The sequence below is a fragment of the Vibrio zhugei genome, from assembly GCF_003716875.1.
Lineage (GTDB): Bacteria > Pseudomonadota > Gammaproteobacteria > Enterobacterales > Vibrionaceae > Vibrio > Vibrio zhugei.
Window position 1 is genome coordinate 765,045 of record NZ_CP033077.1, and the last position, 24,367, is coordinate 789,411.

Sequence of the window (24,367 nt, forward strand, 5' to 3'; positions counted from 1 at the left end):
ATTCGATTGTACCCTTGAGCAAAGAAGCTCATAATAATGTGATTTCATGTGATATTTTTATGAATTTAAGCATTTACTCATACAGCGACCTTGCTTTTACCCACAAATATCGGCACCCTCTTTTACCAATACGCATTAGCGATATAAAGGACCATTCGAATGAAAACATTAACAACGTTACCCTGCTTACTCGCCCTTACGTTTGCTGCTTCGGCATCAGCCAACGTCACCATCAAAGTGCCCAGTTCCGTCGATATGCTGGTTGTCGATAGTGCCAAACCTCATGAAAATGGTGGGTTATTTGATGCGGTCAAAACCATTGACTTAAAAGATGGTCAACATCAAATACTGTTTCGCTATAAGCCCGTCTTCACAGAAGGTAATGATCGCTATACCGTAGAAAGTGAACCGCTCCTCGCCACCTTTACGGCAGAAGATGAAACCATTTCTTTTAATTTTCCAGACTATCGTAACCGCCGTAATGCGGAGAAAAAAATCGATAACATGTCATGGTCTCTGGTGGATAGTGACGGCAACACCATCAAAGCAAAACAAGATAAGTTAATTAAAGAAGGTTTACAGATTGGGCGTGATTACCCAAAAGAGGTCACCGAATACAACCGTAAAGGTGGAGTCGCAGCCATTGGTGTCGCGGCCGCACAAACCACAATGAATGGTCAGCAACCATTGCCGAAAAATGTCCAACCCGCCGATAATACCGCTGAGCAAATGCTGCACTTCTGGTATTCAAAAGCAACTCCGCAAGCAAAAGCGCGTTTTAAGCAGTTTGTGAATCAGCAATAATTGGGCCACAAGAGTAGACGACAAAAAGGAGCACAACGAGCTCCTTTTTATCTATATAACAATAGGTATGGTGATAAGCTTAACTACTAGCGCCACAACAGCATAGCGATCGTGGTCAACAAAATTACACAGACAATATTGAGGTAAATCCCCACTTTCATCATCTCTTGTTGCTTAATGTAACCCGTACCATACACAATGGCATTCGGTGGGGTTGCAACCGGCAGCATGAAGGCACATGACGTCGCGACACCGATCAACACAGAGAGCAACACCGGAGAGAGTCCGAGCGCCTCAGCGACCGTTGCAAAGACAGGCACCAATAGCGCTGCACTCGCGGTATTACTCGCAAACTCAGTCAAAAACACCACGAACAACGTAATCACAATAATAATGACAACAATATTGTACTGAGAAATCAGTGCATTTAGCTCATGAGCTAAGAATACACTCGTGCCAGTTTGCTTTAAGACATTACTTAAACAAATACCACCACCAAACAGCAATAAAACGCCCCAGTCCGCGGTTTTCTCTATGTCTTTCCAGTGCACCACTCGGGCGAAACTCACTAACACAATCGCCCCAAGTGCAATGATCGTATCAAAACTTTTAAACCCACCTAAATAGCCGTTAATCGGTTTACTGAAAATCCAGAAGAAGACGGTTAATGCAAAAATCCCCAGCGTCACCACTTTGCCTTTATCCCAAGCAACCGGTTTATGGTTGACCTCAAAATTACCACTGAGATCCGGCTTGATGACCCAATACATCACCAGTAACGCCACCGGTAGCAAAATAATCACGGTCGGCAAGCCAAACGACATCCATTGAGTAAACGATAATCCAACTTCCGCAGCGGCAATCGCATTAGGTGGACTGCCGACCAGTGTGCCAATACCGCCGATGCTGGCGCTGTATGCCACTCCCAGTAACACAAACACATAGGTTCGATGACCTTGTTGGCTATCCACGTTGCCAAGGATCCCTAACACCAGTGGCAACATCATGGCAGCGGTGGCCGTATTACTGATCCACATTGAGAGAAAGGCGGTCACCGCAAATAGCAAAAACACCGCGATGTTTAAACGCCCTTTGGCCAGAATAAGAACTTTATCTGCAATAACCTTATCCAGACCTTGTTGATGAAGTGCTGCGGCTAATGCAAACCCTCCCAAGAAAACGAAAATAATCGAGCTGGAAAAGTTATTGAGCGCCGTTTGTGTATTAAACACCCCCGATAACACAGCTATGATCGGCACTAAAATCGCGGTGACAGTGACATGTAACGCTTCGGTCAGCCATAACACCGCAGTAAACACCAAAATGCTCAACCCTAACACCACGTTCGGCTCATAAGGTAATGTGTTATACAAAATCGCGAACAAAATAATATCAGCAATAACAATCAGACTATTTCGGTTAAATAACCACTCTCGAGTGTTATTAGGCAGAGGGACCTGATCATTTCTATTTGTTGTCATTGTTATTTTCCTTTATGCCGTCGAGTATCCTATCGTTTCGTGCCCTACGTTATAGGCTAAAACACGTTGAAACATTGTTAAGCTAATCAAAACTCGCTCGATTACTCACTGGTAACCTCATGATAAAATACTAAAAACAATGCTCAGATCACATATTGACGCCTACACTGACAATAACAGACTGGATGATCCTATTTACCATTGAATACGGCTTGCAAATCTATAGATAATCCGTTTATAAAAAATAATAATATCTTTTAAAACAACAAAATAAATAAAAAACCATGATTAAAATAACTTTCATAAGAAATAGGCAGTGAAACATCAACATTTATAATTAAAACGGCTAAAAATAGACAAAACTGTCTCAAAAAATAAAAATAGTGATGATTATTTACACATATTACTTTTCCATAACACTTCTCAACCTGTTGGATATGTGAAACAATTCACACTTACCTCTATAGCAAGATTTTCAGTTCTACTAGGAATCCCTATGTCTACCATTTTGGATCAGTTGGCATTTTCTGCGTCAATTACTGGGCCTATTTGTTTAATGCTCGTACTCGGTGTGATATTTAAACGCATCAACCTCATCAATGAGAACTTTATTGATGTCGCCTCAAAAGTTGTGTTCAAAGTCACTCTCCCGGCCTTACTATTTTTAAGTATTGTGCAATCCGATCATGATTTTGCCTCAAGTACGTCGTTAGTGATGTTTGCTGTCGTGGCGAACTTCTCCTTTTTCCTATTCTCCACCTTCTCAACGAATCAAGTATTTAAAAATAACCCGGATAGCGGCGTCATCATTCAAGGCGGCTTTCGCTCCAATACGGGGATTATTGGTTTAGCCTACGTCGCGAATGCGTATGGCAGTAACGGCGTGGCGTTAGCGGCGCTGTATGTCGCGTGTACAACCATGCTCTACAATGTTCAAGCCGTGATCACACTGACCCCGAAAGGATCGCAATCGACAGCACAAGCAACAAGAGTCATGCTAAAAAGCATCCGTAAAAATCCGCTGATTATTGCCATCGTTACAGGGTTTGTGTTTTACGCGCTATCGATACCGATTCCTAAGATTGCCTCGGATGCGGGCCATTATTTTGCAAATATGACGTTACCGTTAGCACTTTTATGCACCGGCGGCTCCTTAGACCTTAAAGCCATGAGCTCAGATAAAGGACCAACGTGGTTTGCCAGCCTGACAAAACTCGTATTCTCACCGCTGTTGATCACTGGCGCAGGGCTCCTCTGTGGCTTCAAGGGATTAGAACTTGGCATCATATTCCTAATGAGTGCATCCCCCACCGCCGCGACAAGTTATGTGATGGCGCGAGCCATGGGTGGCAACGCCGCACTGGCCGCGAATATTATTGCAATCACCACCGTATTATCATTATTAACCTGTACGATTGGTATTTTTACTCTGTCGTCATTCCAACTGTTCTAACGTTTTAACGCCGAGGTACCGGCTTCAATACGGCCTTCTTTCGTCACCTTAACGGTTCATGTAAGGTGACGCCTTCTCTTCCTAACAGTACTGATAAGCCACTCAAAAATCGTAGGTAATTTATTATTGGCCTATCACACTTAACGCATATCAATTCTCTCTTTCAACAACGTGTGATCGCCATTACAACACATCAGCACTTAACCCCTTACTCTTGATTTCAACCGGATTGTGACTGTCTAGACAGGCAAAACCTGGGTGCTTTCACTGCGCTCAGGTTTTTTTATAATCATAAGAAAGGAAGCCCTACATGCAAAAATACACCTTACTTTCATTACCGCTGGCACTACTGCCGTTAAGCGTTTTGGCGGCAACTCAGCAACCGACATTGACGGCCGATCACGTGCCTTTAATCACCGTTGATAACCACCAATTTAAAGATCTCAATCGAGATGGCGAACTCAATCCTTATGAAGATTGGCGACTGTCCGATGAGCAACGCGCCAACGATCTTGTCTCGCGCATGACGCTCTCGCAAAAAGCAGGCGCGATGATGCATGCGTCCGCTCCCTCACCAAGCAGTGTATTAGGGCGTGGGCCTGTCTATGATTTGACTTTACTCAAGAAAATGATTCAAACCGATCATGTGAATGCCATGATCACGCGCTTAGATGGGGATAATCCGCAGCGTTTCGCCGAGCAAAACAATGCGCTGCAAGCACTCGCAGAAGACACTCCTTTAGGCATCCCTGTGACAATAAGTACCGACCCACGCAACGCCTATCACTACTCTGTACACGATGACATTGATAGCGCCGCCGCCGGGAAATTTTCGCAATGGCCAGAGTCACCGGGTTTTGCCGCCATCAACGATAAAAAGCTCACGCGCCAATATGCCGACATTCTGCGCCAAGAGTATCGCGCTGTCGGCATCACTGAAGCATTGTCTCCACAAGCCGATCTCGCCACTGAGCCGCGCTGGGCTCGGATTCAGGGCACATTCGGGGAAGACCCACAAACTGTGCATGATATGGTGGAGAGCTACGTAGAAGGCATGCAAAACGGCCGTGACGGACTCAACGCAGGTAGTGTTATCACTGTGGTCAAACATTGGGTTGGGTACGGCGCTGCAAAAGATGGTTGGGATAGCCATAGCGCCTACGGTCAATACGCCAATTTTGAAGACAACAATTTAGACCAACATATTTATCCATTTACTGGCGCTTTTGATGCGAATGTGGCGAGCATTATGCCTACCTATTCCATCCTACAGGGCGTGAAAGTAGACGGCCAACCGATTGCTCAAGTGGGGGCAGGATTTAATCGCTACTTACTCACGGATCTATTACGCAATCAATATCAATTCGATGGTGTGATCTTAAGTGATTGGCTCATCACGGCCGATTGTAATAACACATGTTTGCATGGCGCCGAAGACGGCAAAGAAGGCAGACCGGAAGATTTGGGGATGTCTTGGGGCGTCGGTGATTTGTCAATAGAGCAACGCTTTATCAAAGCCGTCAAAGCGGGCGTCGACCAATTTGGTGGCGTCGCTGATCCAACCCCTATTGTGTCTGCAGTGAACAAGGGGGACTTGAGCCAAGACGACATCGACCACGCTGTCGTCAAAATCATGAAACAAAAGTTCGCCACGGGGTTATTTGAAGCGCCATTCGTGGATCCGGATAAAGCAGGAGAAAGCTTAGGTGCGCCGCACAATCAAGCACTCGCCGATGAGGCTCAGGCACGCTCACTGGTGCTCCTCAAAAACCGCAATAACATACTGCCATTAAAAACCGGCACCAAAGTGTTCTTATATCAAATGGACGCAGCAAAAGCACAAGCCGCAGGCTTACATGTTGTGGATACACTTGAGCAAGCTGATGTGGCGTTATTACGGGTATCCAGTCCTTATAGTCACCCGCATCCAAATTATTTCTTTGGTGTCCGCCAACATGAAGGCCCGCTGACTTTTGCAAAGGATGATGGAGATTATGCGATGATTCAAAAAGCCACCAAAATAGTGCCAACCGTTGTCAACATGTACCTAGACAGGCCAACGGTGCTTAGTCAGATTAATCACTCTTCGTCCGCCATTATTGCCAACTTTGGTGCCAATGATACCGTGTTATTTAATGCCATGACCGGTAAACATGCAATTAACGGACACTTGCCCTACGAGCTCCCCCGCTCGATGAAAGCCGTTAAAAAACAGCACTCCGATCTCCCCCATGACAGTAAAAACCCACTCTACCCGATTGGGTTTGGGATGAGTTTGTAAAAGGGCGAGAATTGGACTTCATATAAAAACCAAAAAGACGCTCAAAGAGCGTCTTTTTTTAAATTAATAATTGATAATCTTAAACTTAAAAATGAGATAAAAAATATAAATAAATTTCCTATTGATGGTTTTTATTTCTTTCTCTATTCATATCATTATGCCCGATTTCAGATAATAAGTGCGACATTCATGGAAATATGTAGAAGAGGAAGCCAACTGCTGAAAGTGGTACGCTCTTCTCGCCAAAGAAACAAGCAGTACTACCATGAATTATCAACAGTTGACCGAAGGCAGAAGATACCAGATTTCTGCTCTTTTGGAACGGGGAATTTCGGTTCCTGAAATAGCTAAAACAGTTCAGTGCCACCGCTCGACGGTATACCGTGAGCTTAAACGCGGTCGGAAGGGAGAGCATTATTGCCCTAACGAAGCCCAGATGTCGTCTACCAAAAAGCACAAAACAGCACGTAAATACCGAATACCAAAGGAACGTGTCGATTTTATCCGCCTTCTTTTAGAAACAGATTGGAGTCCAGAGCAGATTTCTAATGTATTAACGAAAATTGGTGCATCTGTCAGTCATGAGTGGATCTATCGCTTTGTTGCTCAAGATAAACGCTTGGGCGGTAAGTTATATCGTCACTTGAGACAAGGTCATAAGCGGTATCGCCGAGGTAAACAAGAGAAAGCTCCAGCGATAAAAAATGCCGTTTCGATTGATGATAGACCAAGCATCGTTGACAGTAAGGAGCGGTTTGGTGACTGGGAAATCGACACTGTGCTAGGTAAGCATGGTACAGGTGCAATGGTGACTATTTTAGAGCGTAAGACTCGATTTTACGTGGTAAAGAAAGTGCCATCTAAGTCAGCGGATGATGTCACCAAAGCGACAATAGAGCTACTGAAGCCCTATAAGAAACATGTCCATACCATTACGGCAGATAACGGGCGAGAGTTTGCAGGTCATGAAACCATCGCAAAAGAATTAAAGGCTGATGTGTACTTTGCTCATCCGTACAGTTCTTGGGAGCGTGGTGCTAATGAGAATGCGAACGGTCTTTTAAGGCAATATGTGAAGAAAGGAACCGATCTAACGACAGTGACGGACATCGATATAGAGTTCGCTTTATCGCGGATAAATTACCGTCCGAGAAAGTGTTTAGGCTTCAAGCAGGCAGCCATTATATTTGAGGAGATGGCTTTAGCTTCTTGATATTGGAGAGTGTCGCACTTCGCAGTTGAATTCGGGTGTAACTTAAATGCTTTTTTTATAAAATCATCTTGATAGGCATCTTTCGTCGTCTCGACTCGGAGAAAACTTGGTTCAATTAATACCTTATTAAGATTTTCTAAAATTATTTTTTTCTTCCAGTGTATTATAGAAAAGCCTTGTTTTAGTAAAAATAAAGAAAGGGCTACTCATAAACATTATATGATTTTCTTTATAAATATCAAAAATCTTAACATCATTGATGAATATATGGTTATCTTTATCAACTTTAGGTTTAAAATCACGAAAGGCGAACGACATTAATGCAAATGCCCCAGCCCCAACACATACCGCAGGGCCAACCACAGCAGCTGCAACAGCACAAACCCCTATTCCGAACCAAGCAAATCCTCTAAAAAAGCTATATACTGATTCTGGAATATTTTGCTGTGTATAGGTAATGACCCCTTTTTTGGTTAATTGATAACGACATTTATTATCAGACAATTGAAGACAGTAGACAAAATAAAAGGCTAATATTAATGCCGAATATATGGGAAGCAACATAATATAGGTGTCTTCCACTATAACAAACCAAGTCAATAACATTCCTACAATTAACATGGGCAAAGCACCAATACAAAATCTTATTAACTTCCCATTTTTACCAACAATAGCAGGATAAATCGCTTCCCACTCATAAAGCACTTCTTCTCTATCGAGCTATGCTTGCCGTTGTTTTATCTCTTCATTGGAAATCATAATGCGCTCACTGTCAGTTCATTCACAGTCACAGGTTTACGTAATACGTCTTGTGCGGATTTTAATTCGAGTTGTCCTTGGGATTTGCCTTTGGCGGACTTCACGTACCCGACTCGTTTAGTCGCAAGAATCGTAGAGGGCAAATCGTAACCGTTCACCAGCCCCCCATTGACATATCAAATGTGATCAACAGCACTGGATCCACATTTTACTGTTGAGTGATCATTTCTAAGCGTCATCCTGTTTGCATGAAAATGAAAAAATCCAAATTCACAGAAGCGCCACCTGTGGCTTCTGATATCAAAGAAGCTAACGCACTCATTCAAGAGCTGTGGGAACAACTGCGTTTTTATGAAGATAAACTCAAGACCAATTGCTCCAACTCTTCAAAACCTCCTTCAACCGATGGGCCAAAAGAGCGAGCTGAAAGAAAAAAGCTCAAAGCTCTGGTGGTCGCCATTCGCGCGGAGCTAAACCGGGTCACTCAGGGCATCAACGACAACTCTCAGAACTAAAAGACAGTGATGTCGTGGTTGATTGCTTTCCTGACTCAACTTGTCCATGTTGCGGTAACACTGACGTCACGGTTCATGACACGCCTTTTTATCGTCACCAGGTCCATGAAATTCCTAAACCAACGATAGATATTACTGAGTACCGACTGTATTCAGGACAATGCCAGCACTGCAATGAACTGCTCAGAGCAAAGAAACCTGACCATGTTTCTCAAGGGATCATGGGGCCGAATCTTCTCAGCTATATTGCGGTATTAGCCGGTCAGTACCATTTAAGTATCCGTAAAACCCGCTCACTTCTGAAAGAGCAATTTGGAACCACATTCTCTATTGGAGCCATTAGCGAAGCGCAAACGAAAGTCGCTTCGATGTTAACGCCACTCCACCAAGCCATTCGAGATAGTATCCAAACCGCACCACTGGTACATGTTGATGAAACCTCTCATCCTCGTAATGACGAAGAAGGGCTTCGATGGTGCTGGCTTGTGGCCAGTGAAAACCTTGTTTATGAGAAAATCTTATTCTCTCGTTCCATGCATTCTGCGAAAACGGTGCTTGGTGAACATTACTCAGGCTTCGTTGTGAGTGACCAATGCCCAAGCTACAACTGGATAAACCCAGAAAAACATCAACTCTGCTGGTCGCATGTCACACGTAACCTTCAACAAATAGCGGACTATAGTGGCGGAGGATATACCGCTTACGTCGGCCGTCGTTTAACTCTGATTGCCAATATGATTTTCCGTATTCGTCATCGTCTTGAAAGAAAGGAAATCACGCACGGTCAATATCTTCGGCGAATGCAACGACTGCAAAAATCCCTCGATGACTGGCTTGAAAAAGGCAGTACACTGATAGTCCAAAGATATAAAGGACGATGCGAAAAATTGCAGCAGCATAGGCAAAGCTTATGGTTGTTCCTGAACGATACCTCAATACCGCTGACAAATAATGAAGCGGAGAGGCGCATACGTGGTTGCGTCATTCAGAGAAAAATCAGCTATGGAACGACATCCGATGCGGGTGATAAATTTAGAGGTCGCATCCACTCGCTTGTTGAGACGTGTAAAAAACGCGGACTATCAACGTATGCAGTACTCTCTGAGATAGTACAAGCGGTCACCGCACGCCAACCCTATCCCAACGTGTTCAACCTATAGCGAGCAAATCAAGTACCTACTGGTGAACGGTTACCTTCTATATCTGGCACGCGTACTTTATCGACCACCAGCCACTGCTCGCCTTGTGGCTGCTTTACACGACTAAATAAACTCATGCTGTTTCCTCTGCGCTAGCACATGGGCAATCGGTCCTAGGACAGCTTCCGTCCGCCTGCTTTTGGCACATTTTAGCGAGTGGCGTATTGTCCATCGCCATTTGCTCTAGTGCCTCAACACTGATTAATTCAGGACTCGCTAGAGCATAAAGCTCAGGATCGGCCGGCGTCAGGGACGCTACCGCACTCGGCATGATGCCTTCGGCTAAGGCTTTGATTTCTTTTAAGGCTTTAGGCAGTAAGGCGGCGAGTCCTGCGTATCCGGAGCCTGCGCCTGCGCTGCCACCGGAGTTGATATTGATGGCTGAGCCAACCACGGTCACCCCTGCTGCGTCCATTTTGATAAAGCTACCGCCCACTTTGAGGGTCATCTCATCCCCACCGTTTAACACAATCTTGTTACCGGCTTTGAGATGGACCTCACTACCCGCATCCACAATGGTTTTGTCCGTGACTTTTTGTTGCAGTGAGCCTTTGACATCCACATTGTGATTTTTGGTAATTTTAGTGCGGCTCTCGCCACGGATCGTCAAGTGACGGTTATTTTTGACTTGGCTATAACTATCGCGGTCAACGGTGAGATGTTTATCGTTATGAATCAGTTGTGTATGATCGTTTTCAATCAGCCCCTCATAGTCTTTTTGCGCATGCACATGAATTTGCTCGCTGTCCGCTTGGTCTTCAAAACTCAGTTCATTAAACCCTTCCCCTTGATGGGTCTCTGAGCGGATCACGGTTTTGGTTTTATTATCTGGCAATGGATAAGGTGCGGTATTGGTCGCATGATAAGTACGGCCGGTGATGATCGGCTGATCGGGGTCACCATTTAAAAACGAGACAATCACTTCGTGGCCAATCCGTGGAATGGCAAGCATGCCATATTGCGAGCCTGCCCAACCTTGTGACACGCGTACCCAGCATGAGCTATGTTCATCGGCAGACGAATACCGGTCCCATGGAAAATGCACTTTCACACGCCCGTAATCGTCACAGAAAATTTCCTCGCCTTTCGGACCCACGACTATTGCCATCATTGGCCCATCCACCAGCGGTTTCGGTTGCGGGGTGGCACGCCAATTCACCGTGCTGGGAATGGCCGTAAACTGGTTTGAGTAAGTGGTGGCGCCACTGCCGCCTTCTTCTTCTAGTGCTTGAGGCTGGGTGCCTTGATGGGTGACCGCCACCAGCACATAATCGGCATTCATCGCCGTATCAAGGTGCTCAGAAAGCGTGAAACCATACCCCGCTCGCAACGCCGCTTGGTTGCTTTTCCCGCGGAAGGTTTTGGCTTCACGGCGCAGGTACTCTAAACGAATTTGGTTAAACGCTTTACCGGATTCATCATCTTTGAACCGACCAGGCGAATCAAAATGTTCGTAATCGGTCAATTGATAGTCCATATTTTGCCCACGCGCTTGCTGAGCAAATTGATACGCTGGCTTTTTAAAACTGTAATCTTGCAAGGCGGTGGCGCTCACTTCGCTGCGTGTATGCACATTGAACTGCTTCACATAAGGCGCATCATGAGCGCCGCCCGCCAACGCATTATACGGCACGGGCTGGCCGATAGACGGTAAGTTAGCACTTGCATCGGTGAAGACTATGGTGTGTTTGCCAGGCTCATGAGTAAAGCTATACACCAAGCCTTCTTCCGCCGCAAGGCGATGTAAAAAGGCTAAATCGGTCTCGCGGTACTGCACACAAAATTCACGCTGGGCACAGGTGCGTTGCAAATTGAACGCATAATCATTAATGCCCATTTCTTGTAACAAAGTGGACAAAATCTCCGGCACGGTTTTAAGCTGAAAAATACGGCTGTTTTGACGTAAGGATAAACGTTCGAGTGCGGGAACGAGGGTTAACGAATAGTAAGTAAAGTGATGGCCAATATCGCCCTGTGAGAATTGACGCACAATGCCGTTAACCCGTTGCACCTCTTCACCGTTACGATAGAGAGTTAAATCAACCGCGCGATCGACAACTTGCTGCGGCGTAATAAATCATGATGCGCTCACTGTGAGTTCATTGACGGTCACGGGTTGATTTAATACGTTTCGTGCCGATTTTAATTCGAGTGGTCCTTGGGTTTTCCCTTGTGTGGACCCGTCATTCCGCAGCCAATTTCAGAATTAAAACAATGTGATCCAGTGATCGTTTACAAATGTTAGTGCGACAGACCTCTTGACCGCGATCCCCAGTTTTGATCTATTACTGTTATTTAACGGTCACTTTATTATGTCTGCTGCTCAACCTGTCATTAAACGCCTAGATCACTTAGGGCTGATCGCTGCTTTCTGCCATGAAATCGGTTTACCTGGTATTATTGATCGCATCATTCCCAAGTACTCGGATCACAACGTTTCACATGGCGATGCGGTCTTGGCGATGATTCTCAATGGTCTTGGCTTTCACAGCAGAACGCTGCATATGTTTTCTGACTTCTTCGAGACGAAGCCTGTTGCCAAGTTGCTTGCTAAAGATATTGAAGCTCACCATTTAACGGACGATGTACTCGGACGCACGTTAGATGCTTTATATGAAGCAGATGTCTCCGCACTTTATCAAGCGATAGCAGAGCATGTCGTTGATAAGCTAGGACTTAAAACAGACTCTGTCCACCTTGATATCACTAGCTTCCATGTCGATGGTGAATACGCCCAGGACGAAGATCTTAATGCCATCAAGCTGGTAAAAGGCTACAGCCGAGACCACCGTCCAGAGCTAAATCAAGTGGTCCTTGAGTTGATTTGCGAAAACCAAGCTGGCCTGCCTGTTTACATGCAAGCGCTTAGTGGCAACACCAACGATGCTAAGGCATTCTCAGAGGTCACTAAACGGCATATTCATTGCCTGAAGGCAGCTCAAAACAGTCGCTACTTCATCGCCGATGCCGCTTTGTACACCGAAGAGAGCATTCGTTCACTGGATGAGCAACAACAGAAGTTTATTACGCGTGTTCCAATGACCATTAAATCAGCCAAAGAGGCCTTAATGAACCTTGAGCCCGAGCAGCTGAGCCATATCGGCAATGGCTACTCGGGTTGTTGGGTTGACGCTGATTATGGCTCGGTATCTCAGAAGTGGCTGTTGATTCATAGTGAACAAGCAACCAAGCGAGAACAGGTAACGTTTTATAAGAACTTAGACAAAAATATCACCAAAGAGCTGAAAGCGCTGGGACAACTAAAGAAAAAGCAGTTTGCTTGCGCAGTGGATGCCGAGCAAGCAATGAGCGACTTCGCCAGCCAGTGTCATTTGCTTGGCTTCGCGCAATCAACCATCGTTAAAGAGCCAATTTATTCAGGTCGTGGTCGGCCGAAGAAAGATGAAAAGCCAACGGGATACCACTATTTGATAGATGCTACGCCTTATACCGATCTAGAAAAGGTGAAACTGGCCAAGCTTAAAGTAGGTATGTTTATTCTCGCCACCAACGATACTGACAACACCGACCTAACAATGGCTGCATTGCTTGAACATTACAAGTCTCAGCAAAAGGTCGAGCGCGGCTTTCGCTTTTTGAAAAGCCCTGAGTTCTTAACATCATCAATTTTCCTGAAGAAACCTCAGCGAATCGAGGCACTACTGATGATCATGACGCTGAGCCTACTCGTTTACGCGAGCTTAGAGCACAAAATCCGAGAGAGTCTCACTAAGACCGAGGAATTCTTTCCTAGCATGGTAAAGAACAAGACGACAACTAAACCGACGGCACGTTGGGTATTCTTAAAATTCGAAGGTATCGACACACTCGAATTTGGCGGCCAAAGCTTCATAACGGGTGTTCAAGAGCATCAGACTCGGCTGCTTAAGCTTCTTGGTGTACTGTATGAAGCAGTTTATTCCTAAATTGGCTGCGGAATCTCGGGTGGACGTGACATAGCCAATTTTTTCTGTTGATAATATGTTGGAAGGCAAGTCTAAGAAAACATTAGCAACGATAGTCGTGACGGTTTATAAAACTCAAATTCAATCTGCGTTAAAAAAGACGCTCAAGGAGCGTCTTTTCAGAAAATTAATTTATAAAAATAAGTAGTGAACTCAATAATAAATAAAAGTTGTTTTATTCTTGGTTTTCTCTATACATTTCATTATGTAGCTTAAAGGCATTTTTTATAAAATCATCTTGATAGGCTTCTTTGGTCGAAGTGAAACGGGCAAAACTTGGTTCAATTAATATCTTATTAAGTTTTTCTAAAATTATTTTTTTTTCTTCTAATGTATTATAGAAAAGTCTTGTTTTAGCTGCAATAAAGAAAGGTTTACTCATAAACATGATATGATTTTCATCATAAATATCAAAGATCTTAATATCATTGATAAATATATGATTATCTTTGTCGATTTGGGGTTTAAAATTACGGAAAGAGAACGACATTAAAGCAAATGCACCAGCCCCAACAAATACCGCTGGGCCGACCACAACAGCCGCAACCACACAAACCCCCATCCCAAACCAAGCAAATCCTCTAAAAAAGCCGTACACTGATTCAGGAATATTTTGCTGAGTATAGGTAATGACGCCTTTTTGAGTTAATTGATAACGACATTTGTTATCAGACAATTGAAGAAAGTAGACAAAATAACAAGCTAAACCTAATCCTATATACATGGGAATTAACGTTATATAAGCTTCTTTGTGCACCACAAACCAAGTATATAGTATAGCAACGATTAATAACGGTAAAGCACCAATACAAAACCTTATTAGCTTCCCATTTTTACCCACTATCGCAGGATAAATCGCTTCCCATTCATAAATAATAGGTTCCTTATCGAGCTGGGCTTGGCGTTGTTTTATTTCTTCTTTGGAAATCATGATGCGCTCACTGTGAGTTCATTGACGGTCACCGGTTGACGTAATACGTGTTGTGCCGATTTTAATTCAAGTGGTCCTTGGTTTTTCCCTTGTGTGGATGTGACATAGCCAATTTTTTCTGTTGACAATATATTAGAAGGTAAGTCTAAGAAAATATTATAAACGATATCATCCTGTTTAGGTAATACCACGGTATATATAGGAGCCTTACTTTCTTGGTCAGTAGACCATGCTCCCTGAGTATTCACAAGTTTTGGGGCAACTTTTTCAGAATCAAATTCAGATATATTCGTCGGCACTCTGTACTGAGTACTGATATTTAAACCCATGGTTCTTCCCGCAAATACTTTTGGAATAAAGATTTTTAATGCCCAATCATACGTTTGCTCAACCATATTCATATAATCAGACACAACGGTTTGAATATTGACTTTTTCTAGGAAAACATTTGGCTGATAGATGAGATTTTCTAATCGTTTGATTTCTTCCTCTACGCTCCACTCATCGTTCGTATCGATACCCCACGTTGATTGACGCAGCCATTTGGCCATTTTGGGTAAGGTAAAGATAGCAATAAGTACCGTTGCAAGTAAATAAACAATACCGGCCACCCACAAACCAGTAACGAATATAGGGGCAAACATGACTCCAAGACTCAGTTGCGCCCCACTTCGAATAGCAAGCGACAGCCCAACTTGTGTTAATGAAATACCTGCTTGTAGTGCTAAAGCACCAAATTTAAAGCCATAAAGTACTTTCTCAGCACCGGAATTGCTATGACTCCATATTTCATCCCAGCAATTGGTACCTTCCAACGCGGCGGCAACCGCGCCGAAAGCCCCCGCTGCCAGTGTTCTTATGATTAATTTGTTAGCTAAATTTTTCCCTTCTTCTAAGGATAAAACATCAGATATAACCATCTTATGCCATCCTTCTTTTTGCACTAACGCCCATGACTTATCACGAAATACCGAGATTACCGCATTGGCGGTCCAGGCCCAGGTGGAAATCAGCTCTCGGTCGGCGGCATCAAAACTGTCATTTTCATTATTCTTAAACTCGTAGGTGTTACTAACCGAGATTAAATTGATCACGTTGAGTACCGCAATCAAACTGCCTAAACCGCCGAGTTTATTCCACGCCTCTTTTGAATTGTTAATATTGTTAAGCACTTTCTCCTTGATGGTGCGTGCTTGATTACGCAACTCTTGATTGGCGAGGGTAACAAATTCGGGCTTATCGAGTTCGAGTTGCACTTTTTCGGACTCAAAAGCCTGCTGGGTTTTTGATAGATGCTTATCATTAACGCCCATGCCGCCACGAGCAACTTGATTACGAAATAACGTTAACCGCCGCTGATAATCGAGTATTTTATTCTGGTACTGTTGGAGCTCGGCCTGATACTGGTGATTGGCCGTCACTAATGCGTTTTCACTACCGCCGAGCCTATGCATTAACATCACACGAAAAGCGTTGGTCAACGAATGCAGCGCGTTCGCATTCGGGTTACTGGTCGTGGTAGACTTCAAAGACACCACATTATCCACAATGGCGCTGAGGGCACCACTTGCGTGACTTTGATACACCGTTTTAAACGCTTCAAGCGATTTTCTCACTGGGAGCACCAATGCTTGATACCATTGTTGGTCATCCAATCGCGTCTCATAAATAAACGCTTGCGATTCCGCTATGCGACCGAGCACGTTACCCCAATCCCCGACTGAGCCAAACGATGCCGCACTGATATTGTGTTCATGAATCGGGTTTAATTTCTCGATGGCTTCCCACACCTCTTTTGAAAGGGCAAAGGGCGCCAAACTCACTAGATTATCTGGGTTATCCAACGACATTAAACGGGCAAATCGCTGCGTCAATGCCTCATCAATCGCCGTATTTTTGAGCATCAGTACCACTTGGCTGGCCATTGAGAGAAAATACGCCTGATCAAAACTGTGTTGATTATCTAACCCAAAGGCAAGTGGATTTTTACTCAGTTGGCGGACAGCGGCTTCCAGCTCATTAAAGCGCTGGGTAATGACTGCATTTTTCCCTTGCGTTTGCTGATAAAAATCCAATAGGAATGAATATAGGCCCTGCTCACCGTCGTCATCAAATAAACGTGCTTGCTCAGGAATCTCACTCTCTTTGAGCTTACGATATTGCTCACGCAGCGCTTTATTAATGTCAATCCCACATTGACTTTTTAGTTGCTGAATATCATTATCAAAGTTTGGATATTGCATTTTAGCGATGTTTCTCGCTGTCTTAGAATCCATAGCCAATAACGAGTTACTGTTACTGGATGATGCTTCAGCTTTTTGATTAATTTTATAGTCGATCTGGAGTAACTGATTTAAACGCTCTTCGTAACGGAGTTCCAAAACCGGATCCGTTTTTAAATGTTCCGCCAGCTCAGCGGCGGAGAGCTCATCGGTATCGTGCAATGTCTCTGGTACTGGCACCGCGGCGATTTTTCGCGTAATTTCCGCCATGCGCACTTTGTGTGTATTTTGCTCACTGCCGATAACCCGCTCTTTTTCCGCCCAAGCCTGTGCTAATTGCGCAGTTAAATCACACAAATCCGCCAATGGGTCATCCAGTGCAATAAACACGCCTTTAGTTTTATCGGGCAGGCTGTAATCGTCTATTGTGGCTCTGGGTTTCACTTTCACTAAGGGCGTGTCATTCAAGCGTTGTTCAAGCGCATCACGTTCCGGTGTTGGGTTAAACGGAAGGGTCACGGGCTTATCGTCAATACCATTCATTTTCATGAATTCATCATCAGAACCATTGAAACCATGTAACCAACCTAAGCCCAGATCTTCTGGTTCCGATTGGGTGGTGTCAGTTTGTTTTAACGGGGTACACGTGGTCGCAAACATGTCTTTATGCAGTAGGCTTCCCCCATCATCGATATCCGCTACCGCCTTGGTCAACCCTTCATAGTAACCGGCATGATTGCGATACAGGGATTGGCTATGACAATAGTTATTCAGATCCAGCTTACGCATCCACTTTTTGCGATCCGGTGCGTGCGAGCGCATGTGCTCACACACGCGCCATGTCCAGCGGTGATAACTAAAGCCGAGATACAGTGTGTGTTTCGCGGGATAAGACAAATACACCTTACTTTCACCGGCACTGCCACGCTCTTCTGGAGCGTTGCTGGATTCGTCGGCGCCCCAATCGTATTTGATCAAATCCGCCCCATCGACTTGATATTCGTGGAAGGTTTCTCCATCTTCATCATACACATACAGCCAACCATCACGCAGGCGTCGCATGGTGTATTTGGCATGCTCTAACTCAAACGGGCCTTGCCAGTCACCCTCTTCAGGCAGTGAGTTGAGCTGATTGCCTTGCTCATCCACATCATCAATGGCGTAACGCACAGGAATAATCGCCACGCCTTCACCACTGACTGGGCAGCTTTTAGCGGGTGAATTCGGATCCGTATCGCTACCGTTTTGTTTACTTTGTTGTACTGGGTTCGCCATTGGATTATTCTCCTACCTTGCCTTGTACTGACGTTTCATAATATGCCCATGCCATCTCTGCGGCTTTTTCTATGCGTTGCGAAGGGGTGGATACCGACGGTTTCGTCATTAATGTGTAGATATTAGGATGGCGCTTTTCAATGTGTTTCGGGTTATCCCCGACACACGCCAACACGTTAAAGTATTGCAACAAATCACGCTCGGTCGTAAAGCCTTGTTGATAGCCTGTTGCGGCATGCGCATCAATCCAACGGCCAAAATCAGACTGCTTACTACGCTCCTCAGGGAAGCAACGATCAAGGTGCGCGGCAATGGTTTCTAGGCTATTGCGCCAAGCAATGCGCCCCAACTCTTCCCACACTTTATCATTGAGCACAAACATCGTCTCGTCATCGAGTGCGATTGGGGTTTTAGGCGCATGCAGGACCTGCCATCCTAAGCGCGTGGGTAACCATGCCGTTTGTATTGCGCCCCAAAAAGGCGAGTCAGCATGACTTAATAAGACCCATGCCACTTCTGAATGGGCCATTTTAAGCATGACATCACTGCCATACGGCGCCTGTACTTGAATAAAACGGCGATAATAATCACGCAGGTGGTCGAGCGGTGCATCTGAGCTAAAAAAGAAGCCTGCCGTGATATCATTGAGACTAAAGAACCATTGTCTCACCTCTGCCGTCGCACGAATAATATACGGAGAGACCGATTTCAATGCATCATAAGGGGCATACAAATACATTGGCTCAATATCCAAATGACTGGATAATTGGTATAAACGCGTCGCAAGATTGTCCACTTGGCCGCCATCAATAAACAAATACAGCGGCGTATTCGCATCTTGCTCAGCAAATGACGGTTTTAAATCGCGTAACTGAAATATCATCGCCTTTATTTCGCCTTACAGTTTTCGGCCACAGGGGCTTTTCCTTTCAATGCTTCCACTTGCTGACCCACCGCCAACTCATCTAACTGAGCCACGTTCTCTTGCGGGACGTCAGCCGACTTGATCTCTTCACTCGCCCCAGTTTGCGATGCCACCGCACTGGGCATAACGGCTTCGGCTAAGGCTTTGACTTCTTTGAGTGCTTTAGGCAGTAAGGCAGCGAGTCCGGCATAGCCTGAGCCTGCGCCTGCGCTGCCGCCAGAGTTGATGTTAATCGCGGAGCCGACCACCGTGACTCCGGCGGCGTCCATTTTGATAAAGCTACCGCCGACTTTGAGGGTCATTTCATCGCCGCCGTTTAACACAATCTTATTCCCAGCTTTAAGGTGCACTTCACTGCCCGCATCCACAATGGTTTTGTCCGTGACTTTTTGTTGCAGTGAGCCTTTGACATCCACATTGTGATTTTTGGTAATTTTAGTGCGGCTCTCTCCACGGATCGTCAAGTGACGGTTATTTTTGACTTGGCTATAACTATCGCGATCAACGGTGAGATGTTTATCGTTATGAATCAGCTGTGTATGATCGTTTTCAATCAGCCCCTCATAGTCTTTTTGCGCATGCACATGAATTTGCTCGCTGTCCGCTTGGTCTTCAAAACTCAGTTCATTAAACCCTTCCCCTTGATGGGTCTCAGAGCGGATCACGGTTTTGGTTTTATTATCCGGCAGTGGATAAGGCGCGGTATTGGTCGCATGATAAGTACGGCCGGTGATGATCGGCTGATCAGGGTCGCCATTTAAAAACGAGACAATCACTTCGTGGCCAATCCGTGGAATGGCAAGCATGCCATATTGCGAGCCTGCCCAACCTTGTGACACGCGTACCCAGCATGAGCTATGTTCATCGGCAGACGAATATCGGTCCCATGGAAAATGCACTTTCACACGCCCGTTATCGTCACAGAAAATTTCTTCCCCTTTCGGCCCCACAACTATCGCCATCATTGGCCCATCCACCAGCGGTTTCGGCTGCGGGGTGGCACGCCAATTCACCGTGCTGGGAATCGCCGTAAACTGGTTTGAGTAAGTGGTGGCGCCACTGCCGCCTTCTTCTTCTAATGCTTGAGGCTGGGTGCCTTGATGGGTGACCGCCACCAGCACATAATCGGCATTCATCGCCGTATCAAGGTGCTCAGAAAGCGTGAAACCATACCCCGCTCGCAACGCCGCTTGGTTGCTTTTCCCGCGGAAGGTTTTGGCTTCACGGCGCAGGTACTCTAAACGAATTTGGTTAAACGCTTTACCGGATTCATCATCTTTGAACCGACCAGGCGAATCAAAATGTTCGTAATCGGTCAATTGATAGTCCATATTTTGCCCACGCGCTTGCTGAGCAAATTGATACGCTGGCTTTTTAAAACTGTAATCTTGCAACGCCGTGCTACTGACTTCGCTGCGAGTATGGGCATTCAATTGTGAAATATACGGCTCATCATTGGTGCCACCTGCCAGCGCATTATAGGGAACCGGCGCACTGAGTGACGGCAAGTTGGCGCTTGCATCGGTAAACACTAACGTGTGCTTGCCTTGCTCATGGGTAAAGTTATACACCAGTCCCTCTTCGGCGGCGAGACGATGTAAAAAGGCTAAATCCGTTTCCCGGTATTGCACACAAAACTCGCGCTGAGCACACGTCCGTTGCAAATTAAAGGCATAATCATTAATGCCCATTTCTTGTAGCAAGGTGGACAAGATGTCAGGGACCGTTTTGAGCTGAAAGATACGGCTGTTTTGACGTAAGGATAACCGTTCCAGTGTGGGGACCAGCGTTAAAGAATAATAGGTAAAGCGATGACCAATATCGCCTTGCGTAAACTGGCGTACAATACCATTGATACGCTGCACCACCTCGTCATTACGAAACACAGTGACATCCACGGCTCTATCCACCACCTGCGGTGGCGTGATGGTCGATTGTCGGCTTGCTAATTCAAATCGATAGTGAAAGCCGTAGCACGGTTGCCCTTTGAAGACACTCTCTGATAACGATTCATGCCCTTCAAAGCGATGGACAACCAACGTATCGTCATCTAACCCATCGATTTTAATTGAAAAACCTAGCTTAGCCATACCCATGATTCCTATACGTTCTTAAAACAGTAAAACCTTAAGCTCAGAACACCATACAATGCGTTGAGCTTAAGGTTCAATAGTTCGCCTACCCCGTGGGGTAGGCGAATCGTTCGCAAGCGTGGTGAATTACGCTTCGACTGGTTTACGCCAGTCATCAGAACCTGAAGTTCCTGCGTTGATGTGATCCCAAGTGATTTTACGGTAAGACAGAGAAACCGTAACGTTTTGGGTAAAGTCTGCTTTCGCTGGATCTTGACAGTGTGGCATTTCACAATGAATATCAACGATCGATGCATTTTCAAGCTTGGTAGTAAAGAAGTTTTCTTGTTTACCTTCAATAGAAGTACGGTACCATTTTAGTTCTACTGTTGACATTTTTTCACCAGATGCCAATGCGTTATATAGCAATGGAACCGCTTTGTTTAGTGCAACAGTGAATTTAAAGGGTTTGTGAGCACGTTGACCAGATGGCTGACCAGATTGTGGATCAGTCGGTACTGTCACGTTGTGATCAAATTGTTGAACCAACATTTCGTCTTCGTGACCTTCAACAAATGAGTCACCGATTGAATCTGCGGTACATGCACCAGCAGTAATAAGACCCTGAGTTTGACCTTCAATTGAGATATAACATGGAGTTGGCATTGCAAATTCCTTTCTAAAAAATGATTGATGCGCACAGCGCGATGTCCCTATAGAAAGAGCAAGGTCGATGCCAATATTATCATCTATAAAAATCAGTCACTTATAATAAACAATTCATAATTAAAGCAACAAGCTGCCTAATTATGAGCAAGATCTTGCTCAGCGGGCAAGTTAACGATCGGGGCTCAATAAGAAAGTGTGATCCCGCTTCAAAGCGGGATTGTGCACAAAATTTGCCGGTGAGATACCGTTATTGAAAGAGAAAAAACGCCCGATTTATAGTGTAAATCGAGCGTCATTTCACGACACATTCACCATTTAGCGATCGACTCAAAGAACACTTAATCAATGAGTTTATAAAATACCGTCGCTAAAGGTGGAAGACGTAAGTGCAACGAGTTTGGTAGACCTTGACTCTCTCTCTCTTCGGACTGTACTAACGTATGCACCATATAATCACTGCCGTCATAGCGACCATCATCGGTATTCATGAGCAATTGATATTGACCTGCCTGTGGAATACCAAGACGAAAATCATCATGTGGTACTGGAGTAAAATTACTGATCACCAAAATACGTTGCCCATCGGCACTCAAACGTTCATGCGCGAGAATGCTTGCCTCATCAGCATCAGACAACCGCCATTCAAAGCCAGCGGGTTCATTATCTAACTGGTATAACGCTGGCTCAGCACAGTAGCAATGGTTCAGATCTCGCACTAATGTTTGCATCCCTTTATGACGAGGGAAAGCCAGCAAAAACCATTGCAATTGATCGTCATGGTTCCATTCGCTGGTTTGCGCGAACTCCGATCCCATGAAATTGAGCTTTTTACCCGGTTGTGCATACATATACCCAAAGAACGCCCGTAAATTGGCGGTTTGCTGCCATTCGTCTCCCGGCATCTTGTAAATCAGAGAGCGTTTGCCATGCACCACCTCATCATGAGACAAGGATAAAATGTAATTTTCGCTGTGCGCATAAATCAATGGAAACGTAATGGTGTTGTGATGGTAACGACGGTGAATCGGATCTTGCGCCATATAATCTAAACTGTCGTGCATCCACCCCATGTTCCATTTAAAGCCAAATCCGAGCCCACCTAAGAACGTAGGCGCTGACACGCCCGGATACGCGGTGGACTCCTCTGCAATGGTCATCGCATTCGGGAAATGGCGATACACTTCTTCATTCATCCATTTGAGCATGGCGATGGCATCGTAATTTTCTCGTCCACCATCGATATTGGGCACCCACTGGTCATGCTCTCTTGAATAATCAAGATACAACAGGGAAGCAACCGCATCGACGCGAATCCCATCAATATGAAACTGCTCGAACCAATACAGCGCATTAGACACCAAAAAGCGACGAACATGCTCTTTACCCATATCATAAATATAGGAATTCCAATCTTGGTGCCATCCGCGTCGTGGATCGGGATCATGAAACAGTGGCGTACCGTCAAAATTCGCCAATCCATGACTGTCGGCGGGAAAATGGGCAGGCACCCAATCAAGCACCACCCCGATATTGGCTTGATGGCATTGATCCACAAAATATTTAAAATCGTCGGGGGAGCCAAAACGACTCGTCGGGGCAAATAATCCGACCGGCTGGTAACCCCACGAGCCATAAAATGGGTATTCAGAGACGGGCATCAACTCAACATGGGTATACCCCATATCCGTTAAGTAGGGAACAAGCTCATCCGCCAATTCACGATAGGTCAAAAACCGATGATCATCTCCTCGACGCCAAGAGCCGGCATGCAACTCATAGAAGGACAAAGGCTGTCTGCGCTTATCCGTCACAGGTCGTGTTTGCCACTCTGTATCGTGCCATTGATATTGCGAATGATCATAAGTAACCGAGGCCAAGGATGGGTATTGCTCAGCCTGAAATCCCCATGGATCGGCGCGGTGCGGTAAGAGCTCGCCGTTGGGACCTTTGAGCTCAAATTTATATTGTGAGCCTTGTGGTAGGTTGGGAATGAAAATGCCCCATAAGCCATAATCGAGCCGCTGCATTGGCGTACGACGGCCATCCCAATAGTTAAACTCCCCCACTAAGCTGCACGTTGAGGCATGCGGCGCAAACACCAGAAAACGCGTACCTTGAATGGTTTTTCCATCGCGCTGTAAGTCAACCACTTGCGCGCCCATTTCATGATACATGGTGACCGGTGTATGCAGCGCCTCATAATCGACATAAATATCATGATACTGGTAGGGATCATCAAGCACTTGCTGCTGACCCGCCCAATCAATGGCAAGCTGATAATGGGTCAAGCGAAGATCGCGATCCTGAGACAAGACAAATCCGCCCTCACCTTCGCGCTGCATCACCATTGGATCTTCTCCGTCAATGATCACAGAGACATGATCAGCACCCGGCATCCAGACGCGTAATGCGCCTTGATCGTGTGGAAGGTATGGACCTAACACACCAAACGGGTCGGCGCATTTCACCTGTTCAAGCGATTGGTAAATGGTGTGCAATTTCGATGGTTTATTCAATATAGTCAACGTCAAAAAACTCCCGAAATTTACTGAACGCTTTCGCGTTAGACAGCAAATTTTGTCTTCCATGATCACAAGGCAAAT

Annotated in this window: 16 protein-coding genes and 1 pseudogene; 7 read left to right on the plus strand and 10 right to left on the minus strand. The window is 45.3% G+C overall.

Annotated elements, in window-relative coordinates:
* Positions 1 to 159: 159 nt before the first annotated feature.
* Complete coding sequence (locus tag EAE30_RS03580; protein ID WP_123014705.1) at positions 160 to 804, plus strand: DUF2057 family protein; 645 nt, start codon at positions 160 to 162, stop codon at positions 802 to 804.
* 86 nt (positions 805 to 890) lie between these two features.
* On the opposite strand, the gene EAE30_RS03585 is transcribed toward EAE30_RS03580, so the two are convergent.
* Positions 891 to 2,285 carry an SLC13 family permease gene (locus EAE30_RS03585; protein WP_123014706.1) on the minus strand — a complete coding sequence of 465 codons (1,395 nt, stop codon included), beginning with the start codon at positions 2,283 to 2,285 and terminating at the stop codon, positions 891 to 893.
* A 496-nt stretch (positions 2,286 to 2,781) separates the two neighbouring features.
* Between EAE30_RS03585 and EAE30_RS03590 the strand changes: the two genes are divergently transcribed.
* The 3 genes from EAE30_RS03590 to EAE30_RS03600 all read left to right on the plus strand — a co-directional run bounded on the left by EAE30_RS03590 (position 2,782) and on the right by EAE30_RS03600 (position 7,232).
* Positions 2,782 to 3,738, plus strand: coding sequence for an AEC family transporter (locus EAE30_RS03590; protein ID WP_123014707.1), 957 nt, complete (start codon positions 2,782 to 2,784; stop codon positions 3,736 to 3,738).
* Between the two features lie 310 nt (positions 3,739 to 4,048).
* The gene (locus EAE30_RS03595) at positions 4,049 to 6,019 is read left to right on the plus strand and encodes a glycoside hydrolase family 3 protein (RefSeq protein WP_123014708.1); all 1,971 of its coding nucleotides are present in this window, start codon (positions 4,049 to 4,051) and stop codon (positions 6,017 to 6,019) included.
* 265 nt (positions 6,020 to 6,284) lie between these two features.
* A complete protein-coding gene (locus EAE30_RS03600) occupies positions 6,285 to 7,232 on the plus strand; it encodes an IS30 family transposase (protein ID WP_123014709.1) in 948 nt (315 codons plus the stop codon).
* A 126-nt stretch (positions 7,233 to 7,358) separates the two neighbouring features.
* Here EAE30_RS03600 and EAE30_RS03605 read toward each other — a convergent pair whose 3' ends face one another.
* Both EAE30_RS03605 and EAE30_RS18725 read right to left on the minus strand, forming a co-directional pair.
* Complete coding sequence (locus EAE30_RS03605) at positions 7,359 to 7,937, minus strand: hypothetical protein (RefSeq protein ID WP_123014710.1); 579 nt, start codon at positions 7,935 to 7,937, stop codon at positions 7,359 to 7,361.
* Positions 7,938 to 7,987: 50 nt separating this feature from the next.
* Entirely contained in the window at positions 7,988 to 8,149 is a 162-nt protein-coding gene (locus tag EAE30_RS18725; protein WP_164711782.1) for a hypothetical protein, read from the minus strand.
* A 96-nt stretch (positions 8,150 to 8,245) separates the two neighbouring features.
* Here EAE30_RS18725 and EAE30_RS19170 point away from each other — a divergent pair, with 96 nt between their 5' ends.
* Positions 8,246 to 8,506, plus strand: a complete 261-nt coding sequence (locus EAE30_RS19170) for a DUF6444 domain-containing protein (RefSeq protein ID WP_315972110.1) — start codon at positions 8,246 to 8,248, stop codon at positions 8,504 to 8,506.
* 14 nt (positions 8,507 to 8,520) lie between these two features.
* Entirely contained in the window at positions 8,521 to 9,666 is a 1,146-nt protein-coding gene (gene tnpC, locus EAE30_RS03610; RefSeq protein WP_315972111.1) for an IS66 family transposase, read from the plus strand.
* Positions 9,667 to 9,778: 112 nt separating this feature from the next.
* On the opposite strand, the pseudogene EAE30_RS03615 reads toward tnpC, so the two are convergent.
* Positions 9,779 to 11,779, minus strand: a pseudogene (locus EAE30_RS03615) (type VI secretion system Vgr family protein); the annotation flags it as partial.
* Between the two features lie 238 nt (positions 11,780 to 12,017).
* On the opposite strand from EAE30_RS03615, the gene EAE30_RS03620 reads away from it, so the two are divergent.
* On the plus strand, positions 12,018 to 13,631 hold the full coding sequence (locus EAE30_RS03620) for an IS1634 family transposase (protein ID WP_123014954.1): 1,614 nt from the start codon (positions 12,018 to 12,020) through the stop codon (positions 13,629 to 13,631).
* Between the two features lie 214 nt (positions 13,632 to 13,845).
* Here EAE30_RS03620 and EAE30_RS03625 read toward each other — a convergent pair whose 3' ends face one another.
* The 6 genes from EAE30_RS03625 to glgB form a co-directional block, all read right to left on the minus strand.
* The gene (locus EAE30_RS03625; RefSeq protein WP_123014712.1) at positions 13,846 to 14,601 is read right to left on the minus strand and encodes a hypothetical protein; all 756 of its coding nucleotides are present in this window, start codon (positions 14,599 to 14,601) and stop codon (positions 13,846 to 13,848) included.
* Complete coding sequence (locus tag EAE30_RS03630; RefSeq protein WP_123014713.1) at positions 14,598 to 18,098, minus strand: T6SS effector BTH_I2691 family protein; 3,501 nt, start codon at positions 18,096 to 18,098, stop codon at positions 14,598 to 14,600. The genes EAE30_RS03625 and EAE30_RS03630 overlap by 4 nt, the downstream gene beginning before the upstream one ends.
* A gap of 4 nt (positions 18,099 to 18,102) precedes the next feature.
* Positions 18,103 to 18,981 carry a DUF4123 domain-containing protein gene (locus tag EAE30_RS03635; protein ID WP_123014714.1) on the minus strand — a complete coding sequence of 293 codons (879 nt, stop codon included), beginning with the start codon at positions 18,979 to 18,981 and terminating at the stop codon, positions 18,103 to 18,105.
* A 5-nt stretch (positions 18,982 to 18,986) separates the two neighbouring features.
* Positions 18,987 to 21,113 carry a type VI secretion system Vgr family protein gene (locus EAE30_RS03640; RefSeq protein WP_123014715.1) on the minus strand — a complete coding sequence of 709 codons (2,127 nt, stop codon included), beginning with the start codon at positions 21,111 to 21,113 and terminating at the stop codon, positions 18,987 to 18,989.
* A 129-nt stretch (positions 21,114 to 21,242) separates the two neighbouring features.
* Positions 21,243 to 21,761: a type VI secretion system effector Hcp-2 gene (gene hcp-2, locus EAE30_RS03645; protein ID WP_123014716.1), complete on the minus strand. Its 519-nt coding sequence runs from the start codon at positions 21,759 to 21,761 to the stop codon at positions 21,243 to 21,245.
* A 341-nt stretch (positions 21,762 to 22,102) separates the two neighbouring features.
* The gene (gene glgB, locus EAE30_RS03650; protein WP_390258202.1) at positions 22,103 to 24,289 is read right to left on the minus strand and encodes a 1,4-alpha-glucan branching protein GlgB; all 2,187 of its coding nucleotides are present in this window, start codon (positions 24,287 to 24,289) and stop codon (positions 22,103 to 22,105) included.
* Positions 24,290 to 24,367: the final 78 nt, after the last annotated feature.